The organism is Sporosarcina sp. Y838 (assembly GCF_056786515.1).
This window is the reverse complement of sequence record NZ_JBXCJD010000001.1, coordinates 418,168-431,781: the sequence shown is the minus strand read 5'-3', so window position 1 is coordinate 431,781 and position 13,614 is coordinate 418,168. Positions and strand designations below refer to the sequence as shown.

14 protein-coding genes are annotated in these 13,614 nt (G+C 43.2%); all 14 read right to left on the bottom strand.

The window, feature by feature from the left end; all coding sequences use genetic code 11:
- Positions 1-21: 21 nt before the first annotated feature.
- The 14 genes from trmD to fapR all read right to left on the bottom strand — a co-directional run bounded on the left by trmD (position 22) and on the right by fapR (position 13,284).
- Positions 22-765 carry a tRNA (guanosine(37)-N1)-methyltransferase TrmD gene (trmD, locus tag AC1TO4_RS02080; protein ID WP_482104041.1) on the bottom strand — a complete coding sequence of 248 codons (744 nt, stop codon included), beginning with the start codon at positions 763-765 and terminating at the stop codon, positions 22-24.
- On the bottom strand, positions 765-1,280 hold the full coding sequence (gene rimM, locus AC1TO4_RS02075) for a ribosome maturation factor RimM (protein WP_482103935.1): 516 nt from the start codon (positions 1,278-1,280) through the stop codon (positions 765-767). Before rimM ends, trmD begins: the two co-directional genes overlap by 1 nt.
- 272 nt (positions 1,281-1,552) lie before the next feature.
- Positions 1,553-1,786 carry a KH domain-containing protein gene (locus tag AC1TO4_RS02070; RefSeq protein ID WP_179391376.1) on the bottom strand — a complete coding sequence of 78 codons (234 nt, stop codon included), beginning with the start codon at positions 1,784-1,786 and terminating at the stop codon, positions 1,553-1,555.
- A gap of 15 nt (positions 1,787-1,801) precedes the next feature.
- The gene (gene rpsP / locus AC1TO4_RS02065) at positions 1,802-2,074 is read right to left on the bottom strand and encodes a 30S ribosomal protein S16 (protein ID WP_482100417.1); all 273 of its coding nucleotides are present in this window, start codon (positions 2,072-2,074) and stop codon (positions 1,802-1,804) included.
- A 92-nt stretch (positions 2,075-2,166) separates the two neighbouring features.
- Complete coding sequence (gene ffh / locus AC1TO4_RS02060; protein WP_482103934.1) at positions 2,167-3,522, bottom strand: signal recognition particle protein; 1,356 nt, start codon at positions 3,520-3,522, stop codon at positions 2,167-2,169.
- Between the two features lie 12 nt (positions 3,523-3,534).
- A complete protein-coding gene (locus AC1TO4_RS02055) occupies positions 3,535-3,873 on the bottom strand; it encodes a putative DNA-binding protein (protein ID WP_482100415.1) in 339 nt (112 codons plus the stop codon).
- Between the two features lie 67 nt (positions 3,874-3,940).
- Entirely contained in the window at positions 3,941-4,942 is a 1,002-nt protein-coding gene (gene ftsY, locus AC1TO4_RS02050) for a signal recognition particle-docking protein FtsY (RefSeq protein ID WP_482100414.1), read from the bottom strand.
- A 14-nt stretch (positions 4,943-4,956) separates the two neighbouring features.
- Positions 4,957-8,514, bottom strand: coding sequence for a chromosome segregation protein SMC (gene smc / locus AC1TO4_RS02045; RefSeq protein WP_482103933.1), 3,558 nt, complete (start codon positions 8,512-8,514; stop codon positions 4,957-4,959).
- 2 nt (positions 8,515-8,516) lie between these two features.
- Complete coding sequence (rnc, locus tag AC1TO4_RS02040; protein ID WP_482100412.1) at positions 8,517-9,284, bottom strand: ribonuclease III; 768 nt, start codon at positions 9,282-9,284, stop codon at positions 8,517-8,519.
- 144 nt (positions 9,285-9,428) lie between these two features.
- The gene (locus tag AC1TO4_RS02035; RefSeq protein ID WP_482100411.1) at positions 9,429-9,665 is read right to left on the bottom strand and encodes an acyl carrier protein; all 237 of its coding nucleotides are present in this window, start codon (positions 9,663-9,665) and stop codon (positions 9,429-9,431) included.
- A gap of 358 nt (positions 9,666-10,023) precedes the next feature.
- Positions 10,024-10,770: a 3-oxoacyl-[acyl-carrier-protein] reductase gene (gene fabG, locus AC1TO4_RS02030; RefSeq protein ID WP_482103932.1), complete on the bottom strand. Its 747-nt coding sequence runs from the start codon at positions 10,768-10,770 to the stop codon at positions 10,024-10,026.
- Positions 10,770-11,714 carry an ACP S-malonyltransferase gene (fabD, locus tag AC1TO4_RS02025; RefSeq protein WP_482103931.1) on the bottom strand — a complete coding sequence of 315 codons (945 nt, stop codon included), beginning with the start codon at positions 11,712-11,714 and terminating at the stop codon, positions 10,770-10,772. The genes fabG and fabD overlap by 1 nt, the downstream gene beginning before the upstream one ends.
- Entirely contained in the window at positions 11,711-12,703 is a 993-nt protein-coding gene (gene plsX / locus AC1TO4_RS02020; protein WP_482100408.1) for a phosphate acyltransferase PlsX, read from the bottom strand. The genes fabD and plsX overlap by 4 nt, the downstream gene beginning before the upstream one ends.
- A complete protein-coding gene (gene fapR / locus AC1TO4_RS02015; protein ID WP_482100407.1) occupies positions 12,700-13,284 on the bottom strand; it encodes a transcription factor FapR in 585 nt (194 codons plus the stop codon). The genes plsX and fapR overlap by 4 nt, the downstream gene beginning before the upstream one ends.
- Positions 13,285-13,614: the final 330 nt, after the last annotated feature.

Sequence of the window (13,614 nt, the reverse complement as noted above, 5' to 3'; positions counted from 1 at the left end):
AAAGGTCAAATCGATGCAAGGTCATCTGTCTACTTTTTCTCGATTAAGCTGGTTGAGTAACTTGCGCTGATTGTCCGTAAGCGGCGCGTCTTTGAGCAAATCTTTTCTCCGTTCAAACGTGCGAATAAGCGACTGCTGTTCACGCCATTTATCGATTTCTGCATGGTTGCCGGATAACAATACATCTGGTACTTCCATTCCTTTAAAATTAGAGGGTCTTGTATATTGGGGATGTTCAAGTAAGCCTGTTGAAAACGAATCCAGTACAGGAGAATCCACATTGCCAAGGACATTCGGTAACAGCCGCACTACACTATCAATCACAGCCATTGCAGCAATCTCGCCCCCTGTCAGAACGAAGTCCCCGATGGATAACTCGTCCGTCACAAGATGCTGGCGTATCCGCTCATCGTACCCCTCATAATGCCCACATATGAACACGATATGTTCCTCACCAGATAGTTCTTCCGCTTTCTTCTGTGTAAATCGTTCTCCCTGAGGACACATCAGAATAACACGCGGAGGCTTTTCAAGTCCTTCTGAAATCGCTTCGACTGCCGCAAAAAGCGGTTCCGGTTTAAGGACCATTCCCGCTCCTCCGCCATATGGATAATCATCAACTTTATGGTGCTTGTTTGTTGAATAGTCCCGAAAATCAGTTACACCAAAGGTTACTGCATCATTTGACTGCGCCTTTTTCATGATCGAGGAATGGAGAACGCCTTCAAACATTTCTGGAAACAGTGAAAGGACATCGATTTTCATCATGAAAGAAGCCCTTCCATTGGATCAATGATGATTTTTTTATTGTCTATATCTATTTCTTTGACGATGTCTTCAATGTAGGGGATATAGTGCGGCTTCCCTTTTTCGGGTATTACCGTCCATACATCATTCGCACCCGTTTCAAGAATCTCCGTTACTTTTCCGATGTCAGTACCATCGGTCGTGAACACTGAACAACCGATAATCTCGTGATAATAGAATTCGTTTTCATCTAAATCACCAAGCTCATTTTCAGGTATTTTAAAAATACCGCTACGATACTTTTCGACATCATTAAGATTTGGATGATTTTCAAATGTTAACAGATCAAAGTTCTTATGTTGTCTGTGACTGGCAACAGTCAAATAGATCGGGGCTTTACTGTCCGGCATGAACAAGGCCAGCTTGTTTCCAACCGTATAGCGCTCCTCCGGGAAATGAGTGCGTGAAACGACACGAACTTCTCCACGGATACCGTGTGTATTAACAATTGTACCAACATTAAACCATTGCATATATTGCACCATCCTTTATATGAAAAGCGAAAATCGCCTGATCAAACACAACAAGCATTAGACAAGTCAGAGGATAGGGTCTACGTTCGTCGTAGCGTATCGCAACAAAGTGAGATACGGTTCATCCCTCCCAACTTACAAATGAACTAAATATTTGACGCCTAACCTAAAGTGTTCTGTGTCTACAAACTATTATTTCCTTACATTTTATAATTATTCAATTAATAACTCAGACAAAAAAGGAAGGAACCTGAGCTCCCTCCCTTGCTATATCAATCTATAATATCGATATAAACCTTTTTGCCGTGGTGACTGCCTGCTGCTGAATAAACAATGGTGCGTATCGCTTTCGCAACACGTCCCTGCTTTCCGATAACTTTTCCCATATCTTCGGGATTGACGGATAGTTTATAAATGACACGGTTATCATGTTCATCCATCGCTACCCGGACATCTCCAGGATAATCGACTAACGGTTTGACGATTGTTTCAATCAGCTGCTTCATGTGCACCCCTCCTGATTATTTACCGTGTTTAGCGTTATGGTATTTTTCCATGATGCCTTTATCGGAAAACAGGTTACGGACTGTATCAGAAGGTTTAGCACCATTCTGTAACCATTGAAGAGCTAGCTCTTCGTTGATTAATACTTCAGCCGGTTTTGTAAGCGGGTTGTAAGTACCAACTGTTTCGATTTGACGACCATCACGTGGTGAACGTGAATCTGCTACAACAATACGATAGAAAGGAGTTTTCTTTGCTCCCATACGTTTAAGACGAATTTTTACTGACATTTTTACTTGCACCTCCGAATAGTTTCACACAAGATAGTATATTATCAAGCTTTCTGTTGTTTGTAAAGTGTTTTTTCTTAACACCTTGAATTTTATTTGAAAAACGAATCTAATCCAGGCATTTTCATCTTCTTTTTACCTTTTTGTTGCATGCCGGACATTTGTTTCACCATTTTTTTCATGTCTTCGAATTGCTTTAATAGCCGATTGACGTCTTGAATGCTTGTTCCTGAACCTTTTGCAATTCGCTTGCGGCGATTTGCATTAATGATTTCAGGTGTATTGCGCTCATTTTTCGTCATCGATTGAATGACCGCTTCAACGCGTCCCATTTGACCTTCATCTACTTTGGCATTTTCTAGACCTTTGATTTTATTGGCGCCAGGCATCATTTTCAATAGTTCGTCGAGTGGCCCCATCTTCTTCACTTGCTGAAGTTGATCAAGGAAATCATCCAGTGTAAATGACTGTGTCCGGAACTTTTCTTCAAGTTCTTTCGACTTCTCTTCGTCAACGTTCTCCTGAGCCTTTTCAATGAGAGACATGACGTCTCCCATACCAAGAATTCGCGACGCCATACGCTCCGGATGAAATGGTTCAAGCGCATCCATTTTCTCGCCCATTCCGACAAACTTAATCGGTTTTTCTGTAACAGCACGAATTGAAAGCGCAGCTCCGCCTCTGGTATCCCCATCAAGTTTTGTCAGAATAACACCTGTAATACCTACCGTATCATCAAAACTTTTGGCAACATTGACAGCATCTTGACCCGTCATCGCATCGACAACTAAGAATACTTCGTCTGGAGTACTGAGTTCACGGATATCCTTAAGTTCCTGCATCAGAACTTCATCGACATGCAGCCTTCCTGCTGTATCGATGATAACGACATCATGGTGTTCTTTCTCCGCCTCTGCAAGCGCCTGGCGGACAATTTCAACAGGTGAAATGTCTGTTCCAAGTGTAAATACAGGCATTGTCAATTGTTTTCCGAGTGTTTCCAACTGCTGAATTGCAGCCGGTCTATAAACGTCTGCCGCAACAAGAAGAGGCTTTTTATTGTGACGTTTTCGAAGAACACTCGCCAATTTTCCAGTAGTGGTCGTTTTCCCAGCACCTTGCAAACCAACCATCATAATAACTGTCGGTGATTTTCTCGCAAATTGGATTGGGTTCTGTTCGCCACCCATCAGATTCGTCAATTCATCTTTAACGATTTTGACAACTTGCTGACCGGGTGTAAGACTTTTCATAACGTCTTGTCCGACAGCACGTTCGCTGACGGTTTTCACAAACTCTTTGACCACTTTTAAGTTGACGTCAGCTTCAATTAGCGCAAAACGTACTTCACGCATCATTTCCTTAACGTCAGTTTCATCAATCTTTCCTTTGCCCTTAATCTTCTGTAGCGTCCCTTGCAGGCGCTGGGCTAATCCTTCAAATGCCATGCACAGAGCCTCCTACTCATTATCTTTTATTGCGATTAATAATTCCCTGATTGTTTCCGACTTTTCATCATTATCATCGGTTACGAGCTCTTCAAGAGAATCCACAATTTCTGCTCGCTTCTGGAATTTCGAAAATAAGTTCAACTTCATTTCGTAGTCTTCGAGCATTGCTTCAGTCCGGCGGACGTTGTCATAAACAGCTTGACGTGATACGCCGTATTCCCCCGCAATCTCGCCAAGTGAAAGGTCTTCCAAATAATAAAGCTGCATATAAAGTCTCTGTTTATCAGTCAAAAGCGACTGATAAAAATCGAAGAGGAAGTTGATGCGTGTCGTTTTTGCAAGCGTCATAGGCTCTGCCTCCCCGCTTGTCTTCCTAAGCCATCATAATATGATGTCAGAGTACTGTCAAGCTATTTTACTTGTCTGTTGCAGTATCCTCTTGTTCAAGGCCGTCAGCAAAAAGACCATACACATACTTTTCCGGATCAAAGGGTTGTAAATCATCCACACCCTCGCCTAGACCAACAAATTTAACTGGGATATTCAATTTCTTTCGAATAGCAAGGACAATACCGCCTTTTGCAGTACCATCTAGCTTCGTCAAGACAATTCCAGTAACGTCTGTCGCTTCCTTGAATGTCTCGGCTTGTATTAATGCATTTTGCCCTGTAGTCGCATCCAGAGCCAACAGTACTTCGTGTGGAGCACCTTCAACCTCTTTGCTAATGACGCGGTGTACTTTCTGAAGTTCATTCATCAAATTGACTTTGTTTTGAAGTCTACCAGCAGTATCACAGATAAGGACATCCACTTTACGATTTTTAGCAGCTCGGATAGCGTCGTACATGACTGCAGCCGGGTCAGATCCTTCTGATTGGCGAATCACTTCAACCCCAGCACGTTCTCCCCAGACAACTAGCTGATCGATTGCACCTGCACGGAAAGTGTCACCAGCAGCAAGCATGACGGTCTTTCCTTCCGCCATTAGACGTGCCGCCAACTTGCCGATTGTGGTCGTTTTTCCGACCCCATTGACACCTACTAATAACACAACAGTCAAGCCTTCTTCCTGTATATTCAAGCGATTGTCGAGTTCTTCGCCGGCTTGATAAATCTCAACGAGTTTTTCAGAAATAACCGATTGAATTCCCGCAGTGTCTTTAATATTCTTACGTTTTACTTCCACTTTCAGTAAATCAATTAGTTCCATAACAGTTTCATATCCGACGTCAGCCTGTAATAGCAACTCTTCCAATTCTTCAAAGAACTCTTCATCAACCACCCGGAATCGGGCAACTAAGTCATTTACTTTAGATGTAAACTGATTACGTGTTTTAGATAATCCATCCTTAAACTTTTCTGTTACTGATTCGTTCGCACCTGTAATCTTTTCTTTAATTTTTTTTATAAAAGACAACTATAGCCTCTCCTTTACATTATCGCTTCTGCAGGCACATCGGAAAGTTTGACCGAAATGACTTTGGAAACTCCTGATTCTTGCATTGTAATACCGTAAAGCACATCGGCACCTTCCATTGTTCCTTTCCGATGTGTAATTACGATGAATTGTGTCTTCTCAGAAAACTTCTTCAAGTATTTACTGTAGCGTAAGACATTCGCTTCGTCGAGTGCCGCTTCGACTTCATCGAGAATACAAAATGGCACTGGCCGCACTTCAATGATTGAAAATAACAATGCAATCGCTGTTAACGCTCGTTCGCCACCCGATAACAGACTTAGATTTTGCAACTTCTTCCCTGGCGGCCTGGCTACAATTTCCACACCTGTTTCCAGTAAATTATCAGGTTGCGTAAGATGTAAATCAGCGTCCCCGCCGCCAAACATTTCCTTGAACACATGTCTGAATCGGTTCTGTACTGCATTGAATGTCATTGAGAACCGCGTCGTCATTTCTGCATCCATTTCAGACATCGCTTCGTGAAGAGTCGTTTTCGCTTCAAGTAGATCATTGCGTTGTTCGTTTAAGAAGATATGACGTCCCGATACTTCTTCAAATTCTAAGATGGCTCCTGGATTAACGGTACCCAGTAAGGACAATTCTTGTTTTAAAGATTCAACGTTAGACCTAGTTTGCAATTCATCAAAGTCATCTGATAAATCCATGTTAGGATATAAACCATATTCATCTAACAAACGCTGAGTGACCGCGTCGTATTTCACTTCCACGCGGGATAACGAAACAGAAACTGAATTCAATGTGGAGATAACGTCTCCGGCTTTGGCTCGAAGTTTTCGGAGTAATATACTTTTTCCCTCGAGTAAATCAGCAAGTTTTGCACGTTTTTTTCTGCCTGCAAAAACTGCTTTTTCAATTGTGTTTTTTTCAGCAGTCGTTCTATTAATCTCCATTGCAATTTGTTCAGCGGTTAATTCACCACCACTGTCGCTTCCAGTGTAATACTGCATTTCATCTTGCAATAGAGACAGTTTCTGTTCAGCCTGTTCGGATGCGAGCACCGTTTCTTGTATAGATGTTAGCTGATGCGTCTTCTGTTCACGTAAAACCGCTACTTGCTCCCGAAGTGCGTTATAACGGACTGTCAAGGTAGCTTCTTCATTTCTACGGTCAGAAGCAAGTCGTTCAAGCGTTTGCACCTGCATTTGAATTGAAGTTAATTCTTTTTTCACGTGTGTATGTTTTTTTTCTAATTCTGCTTTCTTTTCCAACAGTGCCGAACCCGTACTTTCTGCACCTTGTCTCCCCATGTCGGTCAAAGTAAATTCTGCTTCAGCAGAATGGATTGCAATACCAGTCTCCCGAATACTCGATTCCATAGCCACAATTTCAGCTTGTAGACTAGCAGTTTTCTTACGATAATCATCCACTTCGTGCAGTTTCCTCGCAACTTCCATTTTCGTGTCGCCGATTTTCTTTGTAGCGGATCCGATTGATTCCGCCATCTGATTTAGTTGTTTCTGCAAGGTTTCAAGTTCCGCTTTTCTTGTGAAAACAGAAGCCTGCCCCTTGGCACCACCACCAGTAAGCGAACCTCCTGCATTTACGATATCTCCGTCGAGCGTCACTACACGGAAGCGATAGCCTAGTGCTTTCGCAATAGCTGAAGCCCCCGCAAGTGTTTTCGCAACAATTGTATTACCAAGCAAGTTTTCCTTGATGATTAAGTACTTAGCATCACTTTGCACGAGTCGATCTGCCGTCCCTATGTATTCCGGATGCTGTTCAACCGAGGCCAGTGCAGCTGATTGGAGCTTCCTGGATTTCATCACGTCTTTTGGTAGGAAAGTCGCCCTTCCCGCATTCTTCGCTTTTAAATAAGCAATTGCCTTTCTTGCCTCGGATTCGGTCGATGTCACAATATGTTGCATTGCTCCACCAAGCGCGGTTTCCACTGCTTTAATATACTCTTTTTCTACAGATATTATTTCTGCGACCGCACCATCTATCCCTGTCAATTTACCGGATTTTTTCGCAACAAGGATTTCTTTTACGCCCGAATAAAATCCTGAAAAGTCCGCTTCCATACTTTCAAGTGCACGCACCCTGCCATGCATCTCGTGCTGTCTGTTAAGTGCATTTTGCATCAGTTCCTGCTGTGAACTTAGTTCCCCTTCGGTCTTCCGCAAAGCTTTTGTCATTGCGTGAAAAGCCGTATTCACTTTGTCCATTTTCTGTTTTAACATGGACAACTTGTCCGATTTTACAGACCTTTCTTCGGTAAGGTTTTTAATACGTTCTTTCAGCACTGATGTCTGTTGGATAATCTTTTCAGAAGATGTTTTTTCACCTACGAGACGCTCCTCCGCATGCTTCAAATCGTTGCGAATGGTGGCTTCCTCGTTTAGCCTATCGATATAAGCTGATTTCAACTCATCGATTTCTTTTTCAGTCTCTTTGACTGAACGTTTGAGTATTTGGGAAATCCCATCCATCTCAACATTTGTTTTTGCGTATTCTATTTCTGTGTGTTTCAGTTTTTCACGGGCTGTTTTAAGTTTTAATGAAAGGGCTATCACTTCTTTTTCCGTAGCAGCCAATTCAAATCGGGTTCTTTCAATCTGCTGGTCTGCATTGCGGCGTTTTTCAAGTGATAACAGCCGTCTACCTTCCCATTTCTCTGACTCTGCACTCGTTACTACAAGTTTTTTTTGTAAAATATCTAATTGGTCATCCATGACCCCAAGTTCTATTTTCGCTAATTCAGATGCTTTTTCAGCTTTTTCAGAGTCTGCTTCTAACAACTCTTTCTTTTTCTGTATGCGCACAGCTTCTTCTGTTTTTTCACGAATAGAACTGTAAAGATTTCCCGCATCGAAAGTCAATAGAGATACGTCGGCTTCACGCATCTCTTCTGATAGGACTTTATGTCTTTTTGCCGCTTCTGCATTTATCCGTAGAGGCTCCATTCTGGAATCGAGTTCTTTCAGAATGTCAAGAACCCTGTCCAGATTATCTTCTGTTTCAAATAGTTTTTGTTCTGCCTTCTTTTTCCTCGTCCTATATTTCAGAACGCCAGCCGCTTCATCAAAAATACTTCGCCTGTCTTCAGGTCGGCTATTTAGAATTTCATCTACACGACCTTGTGAAATAATTGAAAATGCTTCTTTTCCAAGTCCAGAATCCATAAATACATCATTGATATCCTTTAACCGGCATTGCTGTCCGTTTAATAGATAGGCGCTGTCTCCTGAACGAAAAACACGTCTGCTGACACTGATTTCCGTATAATCAAGTGGAAAGAGGCCTTTACTATTATCTAGTATGAGCGTCACCTCTGCAAAGTTAAGTGATTTTCTTGAATCACTCCCTGCAAAGATGACATCTTCCATCTTCGATCCCCGTAGAGATTTCGCAGATTGTTCGCCAAGGACCCAGCGAATGGCATCCGTAATATTACTTTTTCCACTTCCATTTGGACCAACTACCGCTGTAACTCCTGGGACAAAGTCGATTGCAATCCGTTCCGCAAACGATTTAAATCCTATAATTTCAAGTCTTTTCAGAAACACGATTAAATCTCTCCTTCAGCCTGCCGACTCTTCAAATCTTGAATTGCCTGACGGGCTGCTTCCTGCTCGGCCTCTTTTTTTGATTTGCCAAGGCCAGTGCCAAGTTGCGTATCGCCTAATTTGACGACAGTTACAAAGTTTTTTGCATGTGCCGGGCCTTTTTCTTCAATGATTTCATACTGAAGTTGACCGCTATTCGTTTGCTGCACAATTTCCTGCAAACGGCTCTTATAATCCATCACATGCGAAAAAGCACCGATACTGATTTTTGGGAAAACGACTTTTTCAAGGAAAGGTATAACTGCTTCCATTCCTTGGTCTATATACAATGCTCCAATATATGCCTCAAACACGTCAGCGAGTAGTGCAGGGCGCATTCTACCCCCTGTCTGCTCCTCGCCTTTTCCAAGGAGGATGTAACGTCCAAACCCAAGTTCATTTGAAAACTTCACAAGTGAAGGTTCACAAACAATAGCTGCTCTCAGTTTCGTAAGTTCTCCTTCGCTCATATTAGGCTCAGTCGAATAAAGGAATCGGGAAACACCCAATTCAAGCACTGCATCTCCCAAAAACTCAAGTCTTTCGTTATCCGTGAAGTTTTTTCTCCGATGCTCATTCACATAAGATGAATGTGTAAATGCGTTGTAAAGTAATAGATTATTTTTAAAGTAGATGTTTAATTCTTTTTGCAATTCATCGAACTTGATTCGAACTGCAGCCGGTAGGGATGCATTTGTATTTTTGCCTCTGTAATTGTTTGTATTAGTCATTATCGATTCTACCTTTCAGTGCATAGTGCATATAATTTTACCCTTTTCAAGGCTACAGTGCAAAAAAAATATGGGAAAACCGAAAAGAGACGCTTGCCATCCTCTTTTATAGAGAGGACGGAAGTGTCTCAACCGGAATGTACATTAGTTAACTTTCTTTTCGATATGCGAAACTGCGTCACCGACAGTTGCAATCTTTTCAGCTTCATCATCCGAAATTTCCATTTCGAATTCATCTTCTAATTCCATTACTAGTTCTACGACGTCCAATGAATCTGCGCCGAGATCATCACGGAAAGAAGCTTCCATTTTAATTTCACTTTCATCGACGCCAAGGCGGTCGACAATCACTTTTGTTACACGTTCAAGTACTGTTGACAAATTTGTCACCTCCTCTCAAGAAATGTGGAAGGCGTCGTTTAGATGCGGCAGACATAAGATGGATTGTCCGAACGGCGTACTTTGCCCGGGAAGGATGCATTTCAATCCTTCCTAGGACGAGCCAGCTTATGACCGAGCATCTGACGCCTGGAACTGGACAATCAAGAAATGCGTAAGCGGCCTGCTAGAGGCGACAGGCATAAGACGGATATAGGAAGGCAGTCTAACTGCGCGACGTCCTGTCGCAACGACTGCATGACCTGCATCCTTCCTAGCTTGACCGACTTATGTCCCGAGCCTCTAGGCGCTGAAACTGGACAACAAAGAAATGTGTGGCTGGATGTTCGATTTACCTTTATTACATTACCATACCGCCATCGACATGAATCGTCTGGCCGGTAATATAAGCAGCATCTTCCGATAATAGGAAGAGAACAGTGCGTGCTACATCTTCCGGTTTGCCAAGCTTAGCAAGAGGGATAACCGATATCATTTGGTTTTTCACTTCTTCGCTTAGTGCATCTGTCATGTCGGTTGTAATGAAACCCGGCGCGACAGCATTGACATTGATATTGCGCGAAGCGAGTTCCTTAGCAGCAGTCTTTGTAAAACCAATGACACCAGCTTTTGCAGCGACATAGTTTGCTTGTCCGGGATTTCCAGAAACGCCTACAATCGATGCAACGTTGACGATTCTTCCTTCGCGTTGCCTCATCATCTGACGCGTGACACCTTTCGTACAAAGGAAGACACCTTTTAAGTTAATGTTGATAACATCATCCCACTCGTCTTCCTTCATGCGCATGAGCAAATTGTCTCTAGTTATTCCTGCATTATTAACCAGGATATCAATTCGACCAAAAGTATCTACTGTTTTATCAACCATATTTTTAACACTGTCCGCATCAGAGACATCCGCTTGGACAGCAAATGCTTCTCCTCCGAAATCAGTGATCAATTTAACAACTTCATCTGCCTTGTCTTTACTGCCGCTGTAGTTTACAACAACACGAGCACCTTCTTTGCCTAGAAGCAATGCAATTTCACGACCAATGCCACGTGACGCCCCTGTGACAATTGCCGATTTACCATCAAATCTCCCCATTACGACCACCCTTTCGATGCTTCAATTACAGATTGTAACGTTTCTTCATCATAGACTGGTAATACCGTGGCGCTCCGATCGATTTTTCTCACGAGTCCACTCAACACCTTACCCGGACCACACTCTATAAAGTGTGTAACACCAAGGTCTAGCATTGTGCGTACAGAATCTTCCCAAAGGACCGGCGAATACAGTTGTTTGACAAGTAGGTCTTTTATTTCATCCTGTTTGTTAACAACAGAAGCGTTGACATTCGCAATAACTGGAATAGTCGCATCATGCATCTCAACGCCATCAAGCGTTGCACGCAATTTTTCCGCCGCAGGTTTCATGAGTGATGAATGGAACGGGCCACTCACATCCAGCGGAATTGCTCTTTTTGCTCCCGCTTCCTTCAATTGTACACACGCTTTATCGACGCCAGTTTTCGTTCCTGAAATAACAATTTGGCCTGGGCAATTCAAGTTAGCCGGTTGAACGGCAAATCCATCTGCTGTAATGGCATCTGTGACTTCCTTCAACTTCTGACCATCAAGACCGAGAATTGCCGCCATAGCACCTTCACCTGCCGGAACGGCTTCATTCATATATAATCCACGCTTATGCACAATTGACACACCATCTTCAAAAGACATTACGCCTGAAGCCACAAGTGCTGTGTACTCCCCAAGGCTATGACCCGCCGTATAGTCCGGCAAAACACCTTCTTCGACTAGACGCGCCGCAATCATAGAGCCAACCGTTAGAAGTGCCGGCTGCGCATTGTAAGTCAACGTTAGTTCATCTTGAGGTCCTTCTAGAATAACTTTACTCAGTTGGAAATCAAGCACACGGTCTGCATTGTCTAAAAACAGTTTGCTTTTTTCAGCGGTTTCCACGAGTTCTTTTCCCATACCAACCGATTGTGAACCTTGTCCAGGAAAAATGAATGCTACTTTCGTCATTGCTTTTCCACCTCTCCAATCGTTTTACGTATTGTTCCGCAAACGTCATACTGCACCATCGTCCTCGCTTGGCGAATTGCATTTAATATGGCGTTCGCATTAGACGAACCATGTGCTTTTATGACGGGAGAATTCAAGCCAAAAAGGCCTGCTCCGCCGTATTCGGTATAATCCATTTTACTTTTCAATCCGCGTAAATCATCTTTTACTAGTCCAGCAGATAGTTTTGATTTCAAAGAGGCGTTAAAAACGCCTTTCAACATGGAGAAGAATGCGGATGCAGTCCCTTCTATTGTCTTAAGAACCATATTACCTGTGAAACCATCTGTAATAACAACGTCTGCCACGCCCGTTAATAAATCGCGAGACTCGACGTTTCCGATGAAGTTGATTGGCGCTTTCGAAAGCAAGTCAAAAGCCGCCTTCGTCAATTCATTCCCTTTTCCTTCTTCCGTTCCGATATTTAATAATCCAACACGTGGATTTTCGAGACCACGTACCTTTTCAGCGTATATGCTTCCCATCACTGCATATTGTTCTAGATGGGATGGTTTCGCGTCCGCATTTGCGCCAAGGTCCAGCATGACGAATCCTTTTCCATCAATAGTAGGTAGTGTCGGCGCTAAAGCAGGTCGCTCAATACCGTCAATCCTGCCTACGATGAATAATCCTGCCGCCATTAAGGCACCTGTATTTCCTGCTGAAACGCAAGCTGAAGCTTCGCCGTCTTTGACAGCTTGAGCCATCCTCACCATTGATGCATCTTTTTTCCGACGAATGGCACGAACTGGCTCATCGTCTGGTTCCACTTTTTCTGTACAGTGAATGACTTTTAGACGGGCGTGTTCCTTTAGGAAAGGCGCCATCGCCTGTTCATCACCATAAATATGTATGTTTATATCATCAAATTCAGTTAGACTTTCGAGTGCCCCGGCAATAATTTCGCCTGGTGCATGATCTCCACCCATTCCATCTACAGCTATGATCATTTTAATTCCCCCTGCTTCCTATCAGTCGTCCGGTACATGTGAAATTCGCCAGTGAATACCGTTTCGTCATTGACCGTCGATGCGACCACGACTAATGTCCGCTTCTCTCCAAGACTTTCTTTTTTCACTTCTGCACGTGCAACTACTCTATCACCGGCTCTTACCGGCTTCAGAAAGTCAATGGTCGACTTCACAGTCAAAGCAAGATCATCATTCATAACAGCAACAGCAAGTGAGTTTGCTTGGGCGAAGAGGTGATGCCCTCGCGCAATACCGTTGCGCTGAAAGACATGATCCTCAGTCACATCGAATATCGACAATGCCCTCTTATCGAGCTCCATATCAATAATATCTCCAAATACTTCATCGGAATGAAGAGACTTCACTTCCTCTTTCATCGTTCGAGACGCCACAGTTTTCAAACGCTCCCGTAGCTCTGGAATACCGTTCTCAAGCCTGTCCAACCGGATTGTTTGAACGCTAACAGTAAAATGTTCTGACAGTTCTTCATCTGTCAGAAACGGATTTTCATCAAGCAACCTTCCAAGCAGTCGCTGCCTTTCCCTTTTAGGCACTCTCAATCGTTTCACCTTCCGGATTAGCACTTGGTACTAATAGCAGTATATAAAAATAAAAAAAAGAAAGCAAGTATAGAAATGCGAAAGTGGCCGTTTAGATGCAGCAGGCATAAGACGGATTGGCGAAGCGGCGCCTTTTGCCGCATAGCCGAAGTGGCTTATGACCCAAGCATTTGGGAGTCGGAGCTAGACAGCATTGAAATGCGAAAGTGGCCGTTTAGATGCGACAGGTAGGAGGTCTTGAAGAGAATGGCGCTCTTTGCCTTTTATCCTGTAGCCTGAAGCGACTCGAAGGGCTGACGCCTGATGTTGGACACCACCGAAATGCGGAGA

What these genes read in the sequence shown, in the direction of transcription:
- trmD (WP_482104041.1), bottom strand. Translation starts at nt 765, where the DNA reads ATGAAAATCGATGTCCTTTCACTGTTTCCAGAAATGTTTGAAGGCGTT.
- rimM (WP_482103935.1), bottom strand. Translation starts at nt 1,280, where the DNA reads ATGCAATGGTTTAATGTTGGTACAATTGTTAATACACACGGTATCCGT.
- AC1TO4_RS02070 (WP_179391376.1), bottom strand. Translation starts at nt 1,786, where the DNA reads ATGAAGCAGCTGATTGAAACAATCGTCAAACCGTTAGTCGATTATCCT.
- rpsP (WP_482100417.1), bottom strand. Translation starts at nt 2,074, where the DNA reads ATGTCAGTAAAAATTCGTCTTAAACGTATGGGAGCAAAGAAAACTCCT.
- ffh (WP_482103934.1), bottom strand. Translation starts at nt 3,522, where the DNA reads ATGGCATTTGAAGGATTAGCCCAGCGCCTGCAAGGGACGCTACAGAAG.
- AC1TO4_RS02055 (WP_482100415.1), bottom strand. Translation starts at nt 3,873, where the DNA reads ATGACGCTTGCAAAAACGACACGCATCAACTTCCTCTTCGATTTTTAT.
- rnc (WP_482100412.1), bottom strand. Translation starts at nt 9,284, where the DNA reads ATGACTAATACAAACAATTACAGAGGCAAAAATACAAATGCATCCCTA.
- fabG (WP_482103932.1), bottom strand. Translation starts at nt 10,770, where the DNA reads ATGGGGAGATTTGATGGTAAATCGGCAATTGTCACAGGGGCGTCACGT.
- fabD (WP_482103931.1), bottom strand. Translation starts at nt 11,714, where the DNA reads ATGACGAAAGTAGCATTCATTTTTCCTGGACAAGGTTCACAATCGGTT.
- plsX (WP_482100408.1), bottom strand. Translation starts at nt 12,703, where the DNA reads ATGATCATAGCTGTAGATGGAATGGGTGGAGATCATGCACCAGGCGAA.